At 61.0% G+C, this 18670-nt stretch carries 17 protein-coding genes; 6 read left to right on the top strand and 11 right to left on the bottom strand.

Translation table 11 applies throughout. The features are described 5' to 3' along the window. Positions 1–6: 6 nt before the first annotated feature. On the bottom strand, positions 7–648 hold the full coding sequence (locus tag ACFRJ9_RS11575; protein ID WP_377667748.1) for a hypothetical protein: 642 nt from the start codon (positions 646–648) through the stop codon (positions 7–9). 325 nt (positions 649–973) lie between these two features. Here ACFRJ9_RS11575 and ACFRJ9_RS11570 point away from each other — a divergent pair, with 325 nt between their 5' ends. After that, the gene (locus ACFRJ9_RS11570) at positions 974–2512 is read left to right on the top strand and encodes a hypothetical protein (RefSeq protein WP_377667746.1); all 1539 of its coding nucleotides are present in this window, start codon (positions 974–976) and stop codon (positions 2510–2512) included. Here ACFRJ9_RS11570 and ACFRJ9_RS11565 read toward each other — a convergent pair. The 6 genes from ACFRJ9_RS11565 to paaA are packed head-to-tail and all read right to left on the bottom strand — an operon-like array spanning position 2509 to position 7335. After that, positions 2509–3321, bottom strand: coding sequence for an enoyl-CoA hydratase/isomerase family protein (locus ACFRJ9_RS11565; protein WP_377667744.1), 813 nt, complete (start codon positions 3319–3321; stop codon positions 2509–2511). The genes ACFRJ9_RS11570 and ACFRJ9_RS11565 overlap by 4 nt on opposite strands. Positions 3322–3329: 8 nt before the next feature. Continuing rightward, the gene (paaE, locus tag ACFRJ9_RS11560) at positions 3330–4535 is read right to left on the bottom strand and encodes a 1,2-phenylacetyl-CoA epoxidase subunit PaaE (protein ID WP_377667742.1); all 1206 of its coding nucleotides are present in this window, start codon (positions 4533–4535) and stop codon (positions 3330–3332) included. 10 nt (positions 4536–4545) lie between these two features. Further along, positions 4546–5115, bottom strand: a complete 570-nt coding sequence (gene paaD / locus ACFRJ9_RS11555; RefSeq protein ID WP_377667740.1) for a 1,2-phenylacetyl-CoA epoxidase subunit PaaD — start codon at positions 5113–5115, stop codon at positions 4546–4548. A gap of 5 nt (positions 5116–5120) precedes the next feature. Beyond that, positions 5121–6038: a 1,2-phenylacetyl-CoA epoxidase subunit PaaC gene (gene paaC / locus ACFRJ9_RS11550; protein WP_377667737.1), complete on the bottom strand. Its 918-nt coding sequence runs from the start codon at positions 6036–6038 to the stop codon at positions 5121–5123. Further along, positions 6035–6343, bottom strand: coding sequence for a 1,2-phenylacetyl-CoA epoxidase subunit PaaB (paaB, locus tag ACFRJ9_RS11545; RefSeq protein WP_377667735.1), 309 nt, complete (start codon positions 6341–6343; stop codon positions 6035–6037). The genes paaC and paaB overlap by 4 nt, the downstream gene beginning before the upstream one ends. Further along, positions 6340–7335 carry a 1,2-phenylacetyl-CoA epoxidase subunit PaaA gene (paaA, locus tag ACFRJ9_RS11540; RefSeq protein WP_377667733.1) on the bottom strand — a complete coding sequence of 332 codons (996 nt, stop codon included), beginning with the start codon at positions 7333–7335 and terminating at the stop codon, positions 6340–6342. The genes paaB and paaA overlap by 4 nt, the downstream gene beginning before the upstream one ends. Positions 7336–7966: 631 nt before the next feature. Here paaA and ACFRJ9_RS11535 point away from each other — a divergent pair. Next, on the top strand, positions 7967–9430 hold the full coding sequence (locus tag ACFRJ9_RS11535) for a sugar transferase (protein ID WP_377667731.1): 1464 nt from the start codon (positions 7967–7969) through the stop codon (positions 9428–9430). Here ACFRJ9_RS11535 and ACFRJ9_RS11530 read toward each other — a convergent pair. Then, a complete protein-coding gene (locus tag ACFRJ9_RS11530; protein WP_377667728.1) occupies positions 9424–10866 on the bottom strand; it encodes an O-antigen ligase family protein in 1443 nt (480 codons plus the stop codon). The genes ACFRJ9_RS11535 and ACFRJ9_RS11530 overlap by 7 nt on opposite strands. Positions 10867–10942: 76 nt before the next feature. Next, positions 10943–12052, bottom strand: coding sequence for a nucleotidyltransferase family protein (locus tag ACFRJ9_RS11525; protein WP_377667726.1), 1110 nt, complete (start codon positions 12050–12052; stop codon positions 10943–10945). A gap of 408 nt (positions 12053–12460) precedes the next feature. Here ACFRJ9_RS11525 and ACFRJ9_RS11520 point away from each other — a divergent pair, with 408 nt between their 5' ends. From ACFRJ9_RS11520 to ACFRJ9_RS11505, 4 genes are read left to right on the top strand one after another with little or no spacing between them, the layout of a single operon-like run. Further along, a complete protein-coding gene (locus ACFRJ9_RS11520) occupies positions 12461–13486 on the top strand; it encodes a glycosyltransferase family 4 protein (protein ID WP_377667723.1) in 1026 nt (341 codons plus the stop codon). Positions 13487–13500: 14 nt separating this feature from the next. Then, the gene (locus ACFRJ9_RS11515; RefSeq protein WP_377667721.1) at positions 13501–14526 is read left to right on the top strand and encodes a glycosyltransferase family 4 protein; all 1026 of its coding nucleotides are present in this window, start codon (positions 13501–13503) and stop codon (positions 14524–14526) included. Beyond that, positions 14523–15578: a polysaccharide pyruvyl transferase family protein gene (locus ACFRJ9_RS11510; protein WP_377667719.1), complete on the top strand. Its 1056-nt coding sequence runs from the start codon at positions 14523–14525 to the stop codon at positions 15576–15578. Before ACFRJ9_RS11515 ends, ACFRJ9_RS11510 begins: the two co-directional genes overlap by 4 nt. Continuing rightward, on the top strand, positions 15575–16711 hold the full coding sequence (locus tag ACFRJ9_RS11505; protein ID WP_377667716.1) for a hypothetical protein: 1137 nt from the start codon (positions 15575–15577) through the stop codon (positions 16709–16711). The genes ACFRJ9_RS11510 and ACFRJ9_RS11505 overlap by 4 nt, the downstream gene beginning before the upstream one ends. A gap of 10 nt (positions 16712–16721) precedes the next feature. Here the strand turns inward: ACFRJ9_RS11505 and lepB are convergent, their stop codons facing one another. Both lepB and ACFRJ9_RS11495 read right to left on the bottom strand, forming a co-directional pair. Then, the gene (lepB, locus tag ACFRJ9_RS11500; RefSeq protein WP_377667714.1) at positions 16722–17447 is read right to left on the bottom strand and encodes a signal peptidase I; all 726 of its coding nucleotides are present in this window, start codon (positions 17445–17447) and stop codon (positions 16722–16724) included. Then, positions 17444–18571 (bottom strand): hypothetical protein, encoded by a 1128-nt coding sequence (locus tag ACFRJ9_RS11495; protein WP_377667711.1) that lies wholly within the window; start codon positions 18569–18571, stop codon positions 17444–17446. The genes lepB and ACFRJ9_RS11495 overlap by 4 nt, the downstream gene beginning before the upstream one ends. Positions 18572–18670: the final 99 nt, after the last annotated feature.

The following is an 18670-nucleotide window of genomic DNA, read 5'->3' as shown; positions in this document are numbered from 1 at the left end:
ACGGTCCTAGAGAAGACCCGCTCCTACCGGAACGGAAATGCCGCTCACGGCCGTAAGGGTTCGGCCGCCAATGACCACAGTGACCGTGACCGGGAACGTGGCCAACAGGCTAACGGCTACACCCGTGCTGACGCCGGCCAACCCAAAGACGATGGGGACATTCAAGGTCCCGTTGCTGGCTATGGTGACCATTTGACTGTTGGTCCAGGTGGTGGCGGGAAACCCGTACTGCCCAACAACGGCTGCACTCTGGTAGGTAGTAGTGCGCTGGCCGGCTGTGGTCGGCGTTCCGCCGAAGGCGGCGACACCGAAGCCGCGGGCCGTGCCGATCGGAAGGTTGATGCCTGCCGGACGGCCAATGGAAACCGTAATCGTGGCCAACCCCGAGACGGCGCCCGAACCGTTGGTGAACGTCAGCATGGTGGGAACAGTTGTCAGGGCCTGTGCGGTGATCACTCCCACGCCATCCAGCAAGCTCAACGAGAGGAGCGACGTCTGTGAAGCCGTGAAGGCGAGGCTCAGGGAACCAGTGGATGCTACCGCCGCTGGCGCTGCAACTGCGGCAGCAACAACCGGCAGGGACCACGCAGCGCCTTTGACGATTGCGCGGCGGGCATAGGGCTTTGAAACGGTAGCTTCTTTACTCATGCTGCTTCTTTCAACTCGGACGAACATCATCGATTGGAATTCAGCACGCGCCGAGTTCCCCCATCAGCCATAGACACTACCGACGCGCCCGTTATTGGCAAGAGAAAATCCTCTGTCTGCGGCGAAATAGCGTGCTAACTGCCCTGTTTGTCCTATGCCCACGCCGCGGAAATGGCGGTCCAGGACGAAACCGCGTGATGAGTGAAACATGCAGATGCATGCGCCTGCGGGCTGTATTCTCATTCTGGGCCACGCTGAGTTGGCCATTTCAGGTTTGGAACCATCGCCTTTCAGGTGCTGAACCACTGACGTTCCTGGGGGAACCTTGAATTCTTCGCCATCCGCTGCGCGCAAGAACCGTTATCGGTCCGCAGTATTGGCCATCACGGCCATCGGCGCAGCAATGCTGCTTGCGTCGTGCAGCTTCCTCCCATTGCCAGCTCCGGCACCTGAAAGCACGCCAGCCCCGAGCAAATCTCCGGTGGAGCGAAGCACAGAAGTCACGACGGCGGCATGGGAAGTTCCGCTGGATCCCATCGGCCAGCCTGTGGTGGCCGACGGTGTTGCACTGGTTTACGCCAAGAGCGCGGCAGGCGTTGCTGCCCATGCCATTTCTGTTGCCGATGGCAAAGAGCTGTGGACGCAGCCCGTTCATCCCGGGTACGAGGCGCCTGGTGTCCCGCTTGAACCTGTAGTGACCAGGACCGCCACCGGCAAGAGTGCGGCGATCTTCCTGCAGGCGGCGACACCACCAGCCAACGACGGCGGCGTGGCCTGGTGGACTGCCCCAGTAGCCTTTGATCTGAAAACGGGGAAGGAACTCTATCGCGGGAGGGAAGAACTTGTCAGCACCCGTCCCTTCGCCTGCGACGACGTCCAAGACATGTGCTTCATCGCCTTCGATGAAGCATCCCACACGGTGGAACGTTGGGTGGACTTGGAATCCGGCGAGGAATCCGGTGGTCCCGACATCAACCCCCTCATCGGGAACTTCCGACCAGTGGGCAAAGAACTGTACTCGGTGGTGACGGACGGCGTTGAAAAGCTGGCCCACGTCTCCTATGGCGAGGTGTTGTGGGAAGTTGAGATAGAAAAAATCTTTGGCAAAGGGGCCAGCACCGACATGGGCTGGCACTTCATCTACTCCAAAAAGCTGGACCTGTATGTTGGCTCCGCAGGAATCAACCCTACGGATTTCGCGCCCGAAAAATTCTCCGAGCAAACCTTCTCACTGAATTTGCGCGAATCCACTAAGACCGTAGGCTTCCGGGCTTCAAGCGCCCGGGTTCTCTGGACAGCCGAAGGATCGCAGGTGGAGTGCGCCAAGACCATTGGCACCACAGCCACCAAACTGGAAGGCGGCGAGGCCTTCCCTGTTCGGTGCGAATACACCGAGGGCCACATTGAGTTCCCCTCCGGGAAATATCGCGGTGGTCTATCGAAGCTGGTTGGCTACGATCCGCTCACTGGCGACGCCGCTTGGGAAACCAAGGCGGTAGAGGTCCGGAGCTGGGGCGACTACGGCCTTTTGCCATCGTTAAGCCGTGGAGACCGGGTTATTGCAGGCACTTTTTGGAGCGCAAACCTTTGGGACACCGCCACCGGGAAATACCGAGGCACATCGTTCGAGGACGTCTTCGTGTGCTTGAAGGAGACGACGTACACCATGCCCCCTCGTGGCCCTTATCAGGATGCTCCCGGCGCAGGATCTTTCTCAGCGTTCCCGTGCGTCAAGGGCGGCACGGCGGTCCCGGCCCTCACTTACGGTGCTCTCACCGACGTGAATACTGCGGACAACGGCATGGCCGTCATCTCCCTGGAGGGAAAAGTTGCCGGGTACAAGCTCCTGAACGACTTCGTCTAGGACTCGCTCCGCAACCCCGCCGCGGGCAACGACCCCTTGAAAACGGGAGCCCGCTTCTCCTGGAAAGCCCGGAAGCCCTCGGCGTAGTCGTCGGTCTTGCAGAGGCGTGCCTGCTCGGCGTTCTCCTCCACCATGGAATCCCAGAGGCCCAGGCGCTGGTCGCGGATGTGGGCCACTAGCTCCTTCGACGCGACAAAGGCCTGAGTCGCGCCGGCAGCAACGCGCGAAACAATCGCCCGCGTTTCATCCAGCAAAACCTCGGCAGGCATCGCCCGGCTGAACATCCCCTGCGCCACAGCCTCGGCCCCGGAGATGAGGTCGGCCGTGTAGATCAGGTCCAAGGTACGGTGCATACCGAGGCGTTCGGCGAAGTACCAATGCCCGCCGGAATCGAGCGTGGCACCAAGCTTGGCGAAGGGTGAACCGAACTTGGCGTTGTCCGCCACGTACACCACATCCGTAGCGAGCAGCAGCCCAAGCCCCACACCGAGGCACGCACCCTGCGCTGCAGCGAACGTCGGCGCCGGGAACGCCGCCATCTTCTTGAGCAACGGCTCCACGAGTCCGCCGAGGTACGCCTGGGCGTCATCGGTTTCAGGAGTCACGGCGGCAATGTCGCGTCCGGCACAAAAGGCGCGTCCCTCGCCGCGAAGCAGCAGCGCCCGCACCTCGCCGCTTGAGGCGGCGGCAGCAGCGTCGTCGTACGCTTTATCCAGTTCGGCCAGTGCGTCCTCGTTGAGCGAGTTCAGCTTTTCGGGGGCATTAATGACAATTTCGGCAATGCCGTTGGCAATGGAGAGCTCGATCATGGGACTCCTTAAACGTCGAAGTCGACGGTAACTTCTTCGCTGGTGGGGTGGGACTGGCAGGTGAGGACGTAGCCCTTGTCCAGCTCGTCCTGTTCAAGGGCGTAGTTCTCATCCATGGTCACCGTACCGGTGATCAACTTGGCGCGGCAGGTGCCACAGACGCCGCCGGCACACGCGAACGGGACGTCCGGGCGGACGCGCAGCGCGGCGTTGAGGATGGACTCGCGGGCGTGGGTGGGGCTGGCGACATCGCCGGTCAGGCCATCCAACGTGAACGTGATCTTGAAGGTGTCCTGCGACTCGTCCTCCACAACGGGACGGCCAGCGTTGCCTTCGGGGCGGTCAGGACGGCCGGTGGTGAACAGCTCGAAACGGACATGCTCAGGCTCCACGCCGCGGGCAGCGAGAGTATCGCGGCACAGCTGGACCAGTTCGAACGGCCCACACAGGAACCACTCGTCCACATCCTCGGCGTGAATCGCGCTGCTCAACAGCGACTGGAGCTTCTCCGAATCAATGCGGCCGGTCATCAGCGGCGCAATGCGCTGTTCGCGGGACAAGACGTGGTGCAGCGCAAGGCGCGACGGGTACTTGTCCTTCAGGTCCGCCAGCTCCTCCAGGAACATGACGTCCATGGCAGCCTTGTTGGCATACACCAAGTCAAAGCGGGTCTCCGGGTTGGCAGCGAGCAGTGTCCGCGCAATCGCGATGACAGGGGTGATGCCGGAACCGGCGGCGATGGCCACAAAGCTTCCGGGCTCCCCTGCCAGCTCCTCCGGGTGGTTCATGGAGTTCATGACGTTGTGCTGGACGGAGGAGCCGTCCTTGCCGTGCCGCGAAATGAATGCACCCTGCGGGCTCATGACGTCCAGGACGTCGCCGGCCTTGAGCTCCGCGTTGGCCCAAGTAGAGAACAGCCCGCCCAGGTCCTTCTTGATGGCCACCCGGATCTCGCTGCTGCCGTCCTCGAAGCTGCGCGGCTCTGCGCAGATGGAGTAGCTGCGACGGACCTCGTGCGGCTCGCCCGACTCGTCGGGCAGCGTGGTGCGCAGTGCGACGTACTGGCCGGGAAGGTAGTCATACTGCCCGGCGAGCTCGGCGGGAACACCGAAAGTGACCTCGATGGCGTCGTCCGTAAGGCGGCGGACTTCTGCGACGGTCAGGTTATGGAAAGACGCACGACGGCGGCTGGCCGTCTGTGTTTCGGTGGTCATGGCTGCTTCCTTAGAGGACTTTGAAGTAGTCGAAGGGTTCCTTGCAGTCCTGGCAGACGAACAACGCCTTGCAGGAGGTGGAACCAAAGCGGGTGAGTTCCTTGGTGTTGAGCGAGGAACACTGCGGGCATTTCACGGCCAGGCTCAGGCGGACGGGACCCGAGTGACCGCCCGCGGCAGCCATGCCGGTGGGCGGCGCGATCCCGTATTCTTCCAGCTTGGCCTTGCCCGAATCGGTCATCCAGTCCGTGGTCCATGCCGGCGACAACACCAAGTTGATGTGCACACTCGCGTAGCCCTCGGTCAGGAAGGCCTTCCGCAGGTCGTCGCCAATGGCGTCCATCGCCGGGCAGCCCGAGTACGTGGGCGTGATGGTGACTTCGACGGCGGTACGTGAGGTGTCGTCGTCGTGCCTGCCGTCAGCGGTGGCCGCCTCAGGCGACTCGACAACGCGCACGCCGCGGAGGATCCCCAGGTCCTCGATGGTGAGGACCGGGATCTCCGGATCGCAAACCGTGGACGCGATGTCCCAGGCGCGCTGCTCCGCTGTCTTTGACTGCGTCCCTGACAAGGTGGTCATGCTGGTCACCAGCTCGCGCCGGGATGCTCGCGGGCCAGTACCTGCATTTCAGCAAGGATGTAGCCCAGGAACTCGGAGTGCTTGCCCTTGCGTCCGCCGCCGAGGGACTGCGGGACGCCGGGGATTTCCAGCTCGGCCTCAGCCATGATCTCGCCGGTAAGGCGGTCGAATTCGGCGCGGAGGCTGGAGGGCTGAACCGCGACGCCGGCCTCGGCCAGGCGGGTGGTGAGTTCGTCGTCCTCGAAGAGTTCGTCCACATACGGCCAGACGAGCTTGAAGCCCTGGACGATGCGTTCGCGGGACTCGTCGGTTCCGCCAGCCAGGCGCAGGACCCACTGGGCGCTGTGGTCGCGGTGGTAATCCACTTCCTTCACGGCCTTCGCCGAGATGGCAGCAACAGTGGCGTCCGTGGACTCCATGAGTCGCGTGTAGAGCTCATATTGGTAGAAGCTCACGATGAACTGCCGGGCAATGGTCACCGCGAAATCGCCGTTGGGCTGCTCGAAAAGGTGAGCAGAGCGGAACTCGTGCTCGCGGCGGAAGTACGCGAGGTCGTCCTCGGACTTACCCCAGGCGGCACCGGCGTAGGTCAGGAAGGAACGTGCGTGGCCCAACTGGTCCAGTGCGATGTTGCCAAGGGCGATGTCTTCCTCAAGCTCGGGAGCACGGGAAATCCAGTGGCCCAGTCGCTGGGCGAGGATCAGCCCGTCGTCGCCGACGCGCAGGGCAAACTCGGCGACGTCGTCGCTGGGCTTGACCTGTCCGCGGCTGATTTCCAGCGCGATGTCTTCGGGACGCAACGCGTTGCCCGGCGTGATGCGGGTGGCGCTGGCCGAACCGTCACCGGAAGCGCCGGCTCCGTGAACGCCGACGGAAATGTCGCCGTGGCCTTCGATGGCGAAGTCAGTGTCGTGGTTCGTCACAGGTGCTTCACGCCTTCGCTCTTGGTGTAGTACGTGGCATGGCGGTAGTCCTTGCCCTGCGGGGACTCGAAGAAGGAGCCCTTGGAGTCAGGATCGCTGGAGGAAATCGCCTCGGCCGGGACAACCCAGATGGACACGCCTTCGTTGCGGCGGGTGTAAAGGTCGCGGGCGTTCCGGAGGGCCATGGCGGCATCCGGTGCGTGCAAGGAACCGGCGTGCACGTGGGACAGGCCACGGCTGGAACGGACAAAGACTTCCCAGAGAGACCAGGGGGTTTCTTCGTGGGGCTGTTCGTTGGGGGTCATGCTGCGCGTTCCTTCTGTGCTTGCTTGCGGGCGTACGCAACGGCGGCTTCGCGAACCCAGGCACCGTTTTCGTGTGCCTCACGGCGGCGCTCGATGCGCTGCGAGTTGCAGGGGCCGCGGCCGGCCAGGACTTCCTTGAACTCATTCCAGTCCAGGGGTCCGTGCTCCCACTTCTTGGTTTCTTCGTTGAAACGAACGTCTTGGTCCGGGAGGGTCAGTCCGAGGACCCTGACCTGCTCCACCATCATGCCGACGAACCGGCTGCGCAGCTCGTCATTGCTGAAGCGCTTGATGTTCCAGGCCATGGACTGCTTGGAGTTGGGTGAATCGTCATCCGGCGGTCCGAACATCATCAGCGACGGCGCGTACCAACGGTTTACGGCATCCTGGGCCATCTGCTTCTGCGCAGGCGTGCCGTTGGACAGTTCAAGCAGGATCTCGAAACCCTGGCGCTGGTGGAACGACTCTTCCTTGCAGATGCGCACCATTGCGCGACCATAAGGACCATACGAGGCACGGCACAGGGGCACCTGGTTGCAGATGGCAGCACCATCAACAAGCCAACCGATGGCTCCCATGTCTGCCCAGGAAATTGTGGGGTAGTTAAAGATGGACGAGTACCGGGCCTTGCCGGCAATCAGGTCTTCCATCATCTTGTCCCGGGTCTGTCCCAGGGTCTCGGCTGCCGAGTACAGGTACAGGCCGTGGCCCGCTTCGTCCTGGACTTTGGCCATGAGGATGGACTTGCGCTTCAGGCTCGGAGCGCGCGTGATCCAGTTGGCTTCCGGCTGCATGCCGATGATTTCCGAGTGAGCGTGCTGCGAGATCTGGCGCAGCAAAGTCTTGCGGTAAGCCTCCGGCATCCAGTCGCGCGGCTCGATGCGCGAGTCCTCCGAGATGATGCGATCAAAATACGCCTTGCCGGCCGCCTCCCGCTCCTGCTCTTCCGGGGACAGCTCAGCGGGCACTGACTGCAGATTCTGCGATGCCATGGTTGCTCCTAATAAATTACCGACCGTTCGTTCAGAATATGCGGAACGGGCGTTTTCAGTCAAGGACCGGCTCCCCCTGACGCGCGGTTCCCCTACCGACTCCCGCCTGGCGGAGTTCACCCCCGCCCATCACAAAGCCCCGCGCGCAGCACCCGCATCCGCGGACATAAGGCCAGGGAGGAGACTGCCGCATAACAGACTCGACACTGCGCGCAATTTATCAAAATCTGCACAAAACAGAGCAAATCAATCCACCCTCACGTGCGCAGAAATTACCAATAGTTGCGCAGAATGGACATTATCAGGCGCCTTTGCTTGCGCGGATATTTTCAAATGCTGCACAAAATAAACCATCTCAGGAGCCTTGCGATTCCTTTTATGGTGCTCATGAATATCAGCCTGTCTTCGCAATTTGAGATGTAACTAAAGTCCATTTACGATGGCCTTGAAGTGTCAAGTAACACCGAGTGGTGCCGCTTGCGTCTTCGATTCACATTCGCCGGCAGGGGCGATGGGGGCACAGCTATGGGGGCTGAAGAGTGAATAGATTTGTTGTTTTGTCGTACTTTGTACCAAAGGTGGTCACACGGCCGTTCTTCGCTGCTGCTCCGCAGTTCTCGAGCTAACGGCTATGACCACATTCGCTGCCGCATCGCAAAGCCTCGGTATAGCTGAAGGCTCTACATGGTTGCGGGCCCAAAGCATCAAGATGAGATTTCTTGACCTGGCATGCGTTGTCCTGGCCGTCGCGGGGGCCCACCTGCTCCGGTTCGGCACCGAGGACGTAACCGTTGCCGGCGGAGATACGGAGCTCTCTTACTCCACGCTCTCCGTGGTCCTAATCGTCGCTTGGACAGCAGCCTTGGGGTTCGGTGGGACCAGGGACCGCAAGGTCCTGGGCACCGGAACCGAAGAATACAAGCGGGTGGCCGTGACGTCCCTGTGGCTCTTCGGAGCCCTGGCAGTTGTCTCCTACGTCTTCCAATTACAGACTGCGAGGGGCTACGTCTCGGTGGCGCTTCCCCTCGGAGTCATCCTGCTTCTGGCAGTCAGGTTCGCGCAACGGAGGACGCTTCACCGGAGCCGGCTCGACGGACGAAACCTTCATAGAGTGCTTTTGATCGGAGCGCCCAACAATGTGAACCACCTGTCAGAGAAGCTGAACCAGCACATCGTGTCCGGATACAAACCCGTTGCCGCGGTGGTCACGGATTCGGGCTCCATTCACGAAACCGCACTCCCCGTTCTTGGATCATCGCCCAGCGTCGAGATGGTTCTCGACTCCATCGCGGAGTCCGGAGCAGATACCGTGGCCGTTTGCGGCGGAGCGCACTTGGAGCCTGCTTTCCTGCGGCAGTTGGGGTGGGCGCTCTCTGCCCGGGACGTAGGGATGATCGTCGCCCCGGCGCTAACCGATATCTCCGGGCCCAGAATCCATATGCAGCCTGTGGCAGGGCTCCCGCTGATCCATGTCACCACGCCCAAACTCAGCGGCATGAAGGCGTTCGCCAAAAGAGCCTTGGACATTTGCCTCTCTTCGATTGTTCTTCTCGTGCTGGCGGTACCGATGGTGGTGATTGCCCTCCTCGTCAAGCTGGACAGCCCCGGTTCGGCGTTCTTCTTCCAGGAAAGAATCGGCAAGGGCGGTCAATCGTTCAAGATGGTCAAGTTCCGCTCGATGCGTAACGATGCCGAAACGCTGCTGGACGCGTTCATTGCCCAAAGCCAAGACAGCGCAATCTTTTTCAAGATGAAAGATGACCCGCGCGTGACGCGACTGGGGGCCTGGATTCGCCGCTACTCCATCGACGAACTCCCCCAGCTTTTCAACGTGCTCAATGGCACTATGAGTCTGGTGGGACCTCGTCCGCAGGTTGCCCGTGAAGTGGAGATGTACGACTTCGCTTCGGTGCGGCGGCTCCTGGTCAAGCCGGGCATGACGGGGCTATGGCAGGTGAGCGGACGCAACGACCTCTCATTGGAAGAATCGATTCGTCTGGATCTCTACTACGTGGAGAACTGGTCCCTGGCGCAGGACATCATGATCCTGTTCCGGACAGCCAAAGCCGTCGTCGGCAAAGACGGAGCCTACTGACCCTGTAAGTGACGAACGCCTGCGCCAGGCACCCCAACGTGGGCGCCTGGCGCGTCAGTCGGCGCTGTCTGAGGCACCTCCGCATCGACGTCGTCTGCTGCCAGGAGGCCGAAGAATGTCCAGATCGGCAGGAATGTCCACGACGACTGGGTTGAGACGCCCAAGGCCACGAAGAGAACCAGCATGACCATCAGGGACGCCTTGCCTCGGTTGCGCCAGAGGAGGAAGACGATCAACAGCCCGAACGCAATCAGTGCGAAATAGCCAAGCTCGGCCGCAATGTGTGCATAGGCGTTCTCCGCGATGGGGCGGGTCTGATCGGTGGAGTAGATCCAGGGCAACTGGCGACCACTGACGTACTGGTCGAAGTACGCACCGTAACGTCCCGGGCCGACTCCGAAGAGCGGATTGTCTGAACTCATGTCAAAGGAAATCTGGGATTTGACTCCCCGCAAGTTCAAGGACGTTGTGGCGTACTGGTAATCCGGGGCGAATTCGGTATAGCCGATCTTAGCCAGCTGCCTGCCAAGGGTGGTCCTGAGGCTGTCCGAGAAGAGCAATGCCAACACGCCTACCAGTGCTGTGGCCAGCAAGGGAACCACCACCTTGGAAAACTTCAGGATCACGATCATCGCAATTCCGACTGCGATGCCGGCATAGGCCGTAGTCGACTGGGAATACAGAATCGAAAGAGCCGCAACTACAGCGGCCGGATAGCTTCTGTTGTACAACGCAACCAGGATCGCGCCACCGGCATAAAAACCCAAGTGTTGTCCCTCAAGGAACGGGCCGGAGCGCAGGGTCTCTATGGTGTCGTCTACGCCAAGGGTTCGGAAGCCCATGGCCCCGATCAGCTGGGTGCTTCCGGTCAGAACGGAGGCCCATTGGAGCAGTACTGCTGCTCCGCAGAGCCAGATGGAGATCACGATTGCCCGAACAATCTTCCGCCGGTCCACGCGCCGGAGAACCGACCAATACGTGAGTGCAAGCAGGGCGTATCCGCTGTACAAAAGAAGGTCGGTCTCGAATCCGCGTTCATACCCCACCGACCTGAGGCCACCGCTGGGCGGGGTGAAGTTGGCCAACGCTGAGAAGACAGTTGCAAGGGCAAGAAGAAACACGGCGATGCTGGCGATGTCCGGCTTTCGTCCTTCGGCCCTCCGTCCCAGGACAAAGAAGGCGATGCCCAGGACACCGAAAACTTCACTGATTTTCAGCGGGAATCCCACGGAAAGGGTCAGTGCATATTGGAAGGGCATGAAGACAACGCTGAGCAGCATGAAACGCTGAAACCATGGGCCGGAATTCCACAGTTCCCTGGATGAAGCCAGCCGGGCGCGCCCACCGTTCCCGCGTTTTTCGTCTGAGGCACGCGTGTCCAGCGGAGCGGCACTCTTGTTCCATCTGCCCAAGCCTTGGTTGATCTGATTCCCCATACAAACACCCTCAATATTGTGTGGCCCCCATGGCCGATCTGCACTGCATTCCCACGACGTCTCGGCGATCAGGAAGTTACCAGCGGAAGAGCTTGCCGATCCTTCGGAATCTGGCAGCTACCAAACTTGGCATGGACCGTCCCGCCCGGATCTCGGACGCGGCCAGTACCTCCGCCTGCGGCCACACAGCCCTCCGCAGGAAAAGCAGGCGTTCTTCGGGTGGAAGCGACGTGAAAATCATCCAGTACGCCCTCCACCAGCCTTTGCTTTCCCGCCACTTCCAGTTCATGGGAATCTCATGGTCCACACGAAGGCGGGCCGCCGGAAAGGCAAGTCTTAGTGTCGGCTCCAGGACAGCCGAGGCCTTGACACCGTGTGCGAACTCCAGCGCGCGTTCTCCAGCGAGTCTCAGCTTTTCAGCGTGCTCTTCAGCCTCGGCCGAGGTTTTTCCATGCCTTGCCTCGGGCCTGAGATCGTGAAGTGCGAGAATAACGGCGTGTGCGGCAAGCTCGGGCGTCAACATCGAAACACCGGCGAACATCGTCTTTTCGGAACTTTGCATGACCTTTGCGAAAACCACTGAGTCCGCTTCGGCGCAACCGGGAACGTGCCGGTGCACGTCGAGTTCACAGCCCCAGGCACCAGGCTCAAGCGCAACCGAATGGTTGAAGGAGAGGCCTGACCACTGGTCTGCCTGCCCATTCCATCCCCAGGATTCGAACGCGTCGCACAGAGCCTCCATGCTGCGGGGGTCGACCCAGACGTCTACGTCGCCGGAATGCTCCCTGGCCCGCAACCCCTGGCGGTGAAGCATTGGGCCTTTGATGGCTACGACATCCACTCCGTGGTCCCTGGCGACGCTGCCAACCAAGGCGTAGACCATTTCATGCACGGGAGATGAAAGCCAGGGGACATTGAGCTCAAGTATGCGTGCCGGATGCGCCGCGTTTCGGGAAGCGATACCCGCTGCCTCGAACTCGTGGACCAGGGCTCGTTCATCTTCCTGCAGATCGCCTTCCTGCACCGGACCCTCGATCAACTTCCGCCAAAGGCCGGCGGGCATTCCTGCCAACCCGATCGGCTCGGATGGCAGTGTGGCCAGGAGCATCACTTCGACGTCCGACTGGTTTTCGTGCCAGCCACGGAGATCCAGCGCGCCGTAAGCGGTTGCTACCCAGCTCGTCATTCGCCGCCCTCCCCTTGGACCGGTGTAAACGGTGCGGAACAGCTCAACATTCCAGCACGCACCTGCTATTTTCCCTTATTAAATCTACCGCAATTCATGCCAGCCGATTGGACAGGGCACTTACGGTAAACAATCCACACAAAGCTGGAATGGCGCGGGGATCAGTTATCCTAGATTTGGTCGGAATTCAGGCTTCTTCCGTTGTGGCTACCACTGCCAAATCCAATTTAGGGTGAGGTACTGCCCCGGGCCAGGAGTGTGCATCTGACACGCCAATGAATGGGGGAGCGTGGCGATTATTAGATACTGGCACGAGCTTTTCAGCTCGCTCGATGTCGGCCACCACGGCTTTGCCTACAAACCGGCAGGTGCCACTTGGTAGCCACGAATACCCATCGGATTCTTCACGTGGTCGATCGCGTGGACGGAGGGGTACCCAAAGCTGTTCGGAGCTACATCGAGAACAGCCCTGAGGAGTTTACCCATCTGGTCCTGTCTCCCTTCCTGAAAGGGAGCCCCGCTACCGTCTGGCATGGCCTCAACGTGGAACACCATGATTTGGGCACGGGGTTGTTCAACCGAATCGCTGCTGTTGGCGCCACGGTGAAGCTGGTGACACCAGGAGTTGTGCATGCCCATTCAAGCTTTTCCGGCCTTTACGCACGGGCACGGCGCCTGGCTGCACCGGTTGTCTATGAACCGCATTGCTTTAAGCACGACGATCCGCACACCTCAGCGGTGCAGCGCCGGGTCTACAGGGGTGTCGAGAAGATCCTCGCGCACCGAACGTGGAAGTTCGGGACACTGACTCCTCATGAGGAACGGCTTGTCCGGGCATTGAGTCCTTCGGCAACATGCGTTCCCATCCCCAACCTGCCTACTGTCGCCACACGTTCGGCACCAGGAGACGCGGGCGGCCAGGATATGGTTCCAGTAATCTCCATGGTTGGCAGGATCGCCCGCCAAAAAGATCCGGACTTTTTCCGTGATGTGGCCACAGCTCTTGGCGACAGGATTCCGTCGGTACGCCTTCAATGGATCGGGGACGGAGAACCACAACTGCGCAAGGAATTGGAACAAGCCGGAATTGAAGTGACCGGGTGGCTCGATGCCTCCGGTGTGGCCGAATCCCTGGCATCCAGCGCCGTCTACGTTCACACAGCCGCCTATGAAGGCTTTCCACTGAGCATCCTCGACGCCGCTGCTCAGGGCGTACCGATTGCGGCACGCACCATTAGCGCGCTTGAAGGTTCCGGACTCCTGCAAGCGGCGGATCCAATCGGCGTAGCCGAGCTTGTTGCCGCCATTCTGAACGATGCGGAGACAAGGGCGCTGGCGCAGGCTGCAAACCGTGCCTTGTTGGCCCGTATGAACCGTTCGACCCTGCACACTGCTCTTCGCGACCTCTACGACTTGAAAGGCCCCGATCGTTGAACAGGCTCAAACGAGTGTCCTTCCCCTCGCGGATCCTCTCCCGCCACGTGGGTGGCAACACAACCTATGCCAGGGAAATCGCCAAGGGCCTTGAGCTTCGTGGCGTTGAAATTGCCCAGCTCAGTTCCTCAAAGCGAGCGGCACTGACCGCAGTACAAGAGACGTGGCAGGGCCTCACGCTACCGGCTACGCCTGGCTTCGTCCTGCACTACAGCGCGGATACGGGCCCTTTGCTGCCCACCCGCGCGCCGTCCGTGGTCACAGTCCACGGCGTTGCCAGCCGTTGGATTACGACAGCGAGATCAGCCCGGCAGGAAAAGATCTGGCGAACCCGCGTGCAGCGAGCCATCCAATCCACAGATGCAGTGATCACCGTGTCCCAATCGAGTGCCGACGATCTATCTGCAGTTTTCGGAGTTGAGCCTTCACGGATCACTACCATTCCCCACGGCGTGGACACAGAGTACTTCGCCCACCGCCGCGAGCTAAGTGACAGGCTGAAACACCTCCGGACCACCCCGTACGTGCTCTACCTCGGTAACATCGAGCCTCGGAAAAATCTGGTGGAACTTGTACGCGCATTCGCGCTCCCGCCGCTCAAGGAGCTCGGCGTAAAGCTGGTGATTGCGGGAAAGCCTGCGTGGAATGCGGCCGAATCCATGGCAGCCATTCAGTCTGCCGAAATCGAGTATGTGGGCTTCGTTGACGATGACGAACGCGTGGCACTGATGCAGCACTCCGCTCTCTTCGCCTTCCCGAGCCTCTACGAAGGCTTTGGCTTTCCGGTCCTCGAGGCCCTGGCCGCCGGAACCCCGGTCATTTGTTCGGACCGTGGCTCGCTCAAAGAAGTTGCGGGTCCGTCCCTGCTGTTCGCTGATACGGATGCTGCATCAATCTCCCAGGGCATTGCGGACGCACTTGGCAGCTCCACCGCACTGGACAATGTCCGGGAAGCCGGTCTGGCCTGGGCCAAGCACTTCAGCTGGAATTCAAGCGTGGACGCGCATGCCGAGGTTTACGAGCGGGTGTTGCAGCGATGAAGGTTCTCATTCTCCACGGCTACAGCGCCAACAACATTGGTGACGGCATGCTTGTCACCGAGGCCATCGAGCTCATTAATGAGACATTCCCGGCCGAGGACCTCGATCTCACCCTCTGCGCCTCAGATCCCGAGAGTTTCGACCTTCCCGGTGTCTCGTTGCGCCGAAGCAAGCCAACCCTCCGCGGCTACGATCGCGAATACCTCTCCACATTGGGAAGTCTCAAGACATTCGACCTCATAGTCGGCGTCGGCGGTGGGTACCTGCGGGGCGGCAACTGCGTCGAGCTGGCCAAGGCGCTTTTGGTCCATGGGGTGCAGTTACAGGCAGCGAGCAGGCATGGAGCCAAGGTTGTCTATCTCCCGCAAAGCATCGGCCCCCTGCGGCTGAACAGCTTGCCGTGGTTCAGGCGGAAACTGGGACGACTCAGCCGGGTCTGGGCACGGGACGACCGCACCGTCCAAGAACTCGCGCTGCCGTCCGTTGTGCGGCGGGCACCGGATATGGCCGTCCTCCGTGTTCCCGCACGGACAACGCATGCGGTGGAGCCGACACCTGTCTACTCGGTTCGAAACCTCCGTGGCGCACTGCCCACACCCATCGTCGAGCTGGCAGGTTTGGTGGGCACTTTCGATGGCTATGTGCAGAGCCAAACCGGTGGGAACCAGGACCTGTCCCCCATGCAAAGCCTCAAGCCACAACGAATCCTCAGGCGCGAGGACCTCCTGGATGCCACCTCCGCCAAACGGGTAGTGGTTGCTGTCCGTCTGCACGCGGCCCTCATGGCCTTGCAAGCAGGCCACTACGTCATTCATCTGTCTTACGAGCGGAAGGGCTTTGCCGCGTTTGAGGATCTCGGGCTCAAAGAGTACGTCCACAACGCGTTCTCTTTCGATCCCATGGAAGTAAACGCCCAACTGCACCGCCTGCTCGACGACGAAGGAACCCGCCTCACCTACGATTCCGCAGTTAACCAAGTCGCGAGAGACACCAACGAGGCATACCAGGCTCTGGCCGAGAGCCTCCACAACGCAGTGGGCGTCAAAGCATGACCACCCCTTCGGCCACCCGGAGCAGCGTGCTCCAGTCGCTGGTCATGGTGGCCTCAGGAGCGGTCACAGCCATTGTGCCTGCCGCGTTCCAAGCTGTCGCTGCCCGACTCTTTTTGCTCGACGAGCAAGCCCACATTGCGCTGGTCCTCAGTATTGGGTCCTTTTGTGCCGGTGTGGTCGCTGCGGGCTTGCTTGAGCCTCGGATGGCTGATTCCCGATTGGCCGACAAGACGTACATTCCAGCGTGGGCTACGGCGTTGGGGGTGATTGGAACCCTCGGGATGGTGGTACTTCCCAGCTCCATCACAGTCCTTGCAGTGGGGTTGCCATGTGCAATGGTGGCCCTTCAGATCGGGCGAATGCATGCGGCCTACACGGCCGGATGGAAGATGGAGGCGCTGACTGCTGCCGCACTGATCCTGGGGGCGGCAGCAGCATTGGTTCTTTCAGAACAGAATTCCCCTTGGGCTGTCTCTGTCCTGGGAACGGCGATGGCCGCAGCCATCCTGATACGCGCCTTCAAGACCCCTTACAAGGTCCTGGGGCGTCCACGTTTTGCCCCTACCGCCTGGATCACCGTTGAAACAGCCATGGTGGCGCTGGTTCCCTTGGGCATCGTAGCCACGGTGTACCTGCTCCAGCGTGACGAAGAAGCGGTAGCCCTCAAGGCGACAATCACCGTGCTCGGGGTTCTCCAGCCCATCCTCGGCTACATGCGGACCCGCCTTCTCGGTGCGCACTCAAGAAATCTCACCCTGGGCATGTCTGCCCTGAGCGTCGTCGCCATTGCGCTCATCCTTGTCCTTGAAGTGTCCGGTGTCTTCCACAACCTGTTCGGCGCTGCCTGGAACGTGGTGACCCTGGGTGCTCTGTCGCTTGCGTGCCTCTGGAAGCTCGTCAGCATCCCGAGCACCCTCCCGTTCACATACCTGCGCCGCGCAGGGATGGTGCGACAGGTCTTCTGGATCCGGGTCGTCTCGTCGCTGTTGTACATCGCGGTCAGCGTGACGCTCCTGCTGGTGAGTGACTCGCTTGCGCTGCTTTTCCTGGGGCTCACAGTGGTCGAATCAGCAACCGGTCTGCTGCTCTATGCCAAATACCGTTCCGTGTCCAAGTCACTGCAACCGGCCTGACCCAACACCGTCAGGCCGGTGGTTGCCCGGTCAGGAATTCAGTTTTTCCCCACTTGTCGAACGGGAACAGAAACCCATCGACTCGGCCAATGATCTCTGCCCTCCCTGCTGTCTTGACGCAGGTGGCCAGCGCCCCGACACTGCGGCATGCCGATACGGAATCCCCCGAATTGGAGCGGTGGTCACCCAGGAACAGGTACTGATCCTCGCCCAAGTGGATGGGGCCGAAGCAGCGCGGCGACCGTACCGCCGTCGAACAGTCAACCCCGCCGGCTGTAAACGCCAGGTCCTGGAAGACGTACGGTTCCGAAACGGCCACCCCGTTGACTTTGACTTGGCCGGCACCGTCGCAGCATTCCACGGTGTCGCCTGGCAGCCCAATGACTCTCTTCACCAGATAGTCGGTGTTGCCGGGACCAATCCCCGTGAGCTCACCAAACCAGCCGACAGCGACACGAAGGACACCAGGGTCAGACGGCTGACCCCAGTCCGCCGGTTTACGAAAAACCACCACGTCTCCGCGCTTCGGCCCTGAAGCAAGGTAGGCAGTACGATTCACCAGTACCCGGTCCCCCACCGTGAGTGTCTGCTCCATGGACCCCGAAGGAACCGAGTAAACCTTCACGAAGAATCCCTGAACCAGGGACACCATGACCAACGCCAGCAACACATGAATCCACGGTGAGCGAAAGAATCGACGACGGCGACCCGCCACTTTCGCTATCTCAGGACTCATGGTTGCGGAAGGGGGACACGGATCAGCAGACCGGCATCCGCGAGGGCACCAAGAATACCGACGAGTGCTTCTTCCAGCGTCTGCTCCGGAGGTGCACCAAACTGCACCTCCACCTCATGAGCCAGTGCATCGAAGTCATGGCCCTCACATAGCCACCTCCATACCGTTGGACCGACGCCGTCCAGCACGTGGAGTACGCGGTTCCCATCCAGGATGGCGGTCTGGCCACCGGATTCCACGGCGTCGATCACCGGGGCCGGAACGAACGAATCAGACGACAACGGACTCCTGACACCTGTGGCTTTTCCCGTTGGCACCACCGCTTCCCAGGTCTCAGGTTCCACCCTCGCCAAAAGTTCCGGAATGAGCGGGAGCACCTCAACCGCCTCCCGGTAGGTGACCTGCCGGATCGCTCCGCAGCGGTCAACATGTGTTGCGATGGTCTGGAGCGGTCTGTCCAAATCGGCCAGATAGCTGACTTCCGGGACTATCACGGCGAAGGCCTCACAGAGTCCCAGCGCGGCAATTTCCGGTTCCCTGGAATAGGCGTCGTCGCGGGATACCAACACCAGCCCGGCAAGCTGAAGCGGTGCCTCAGGCAACCCACGAAGACCCAAAGCAGAAGGCGCCAGTTGCTGCTTATGGGCCTCGCCGGGATGGATAACGGACAACGGCTTCCGGTATGGACGGATCGTGCCATCGGCTTCGATTCCCACGGTCTCGTCGGTGACGTATCCGTAGGCATTGCCCAAGCAACGCGCCAGTGTTGTTTTGCCTCGCCCGGAAGGACCAATGAACGCCAGTACTTTTCCGGTTCCATCGGCAATGCCGGCAGCATGCAGCATCAGCAGCCGGCCTCGCTGTGCCTCTATGGCTGCCAAGGTCGTGTGCGTGGAAAGTTCCGCCACGGAACCTGTCACGCCCTCGTCGTCCGGGAAAGCCCAGAGCAGTTCGGCGACGACGGCCTTGGCGCTTGAGGAAGCCGCGCCGGCTCCGGGCTCCGCATCGCTCCAAGGAACCTGTAGTTTCTCGAATCGGTGCTCGTCAAACGCATGCTCGGTAAAGTCGAAGCGGATCCTGACCAAACCGCCTAAGGCGTCCACCACAATATCGTTTGTCTGCATTTCCCCCACCTAAGATCCGGGGCCCTGAATGGCCGACTATTGACGCGGATCCCGACTCCAAAACCATATGTCCACAGACCACGACGCGCGAAAACGCGT

The sequence above is a fragment of the Paenarthrobacter sp. NPDC056912 genome (assembly GCF_042786555.1).
Lineage (GTDB): Bacteria > Actinomycetota > Actinomycetes > Actinomycetales > Micrococcaceae > Arthrobacter.
Note: the sequence above shows the minus strand (reverse complement) of the source record. Positions and strands in the feature narration are given on the sequence as shown.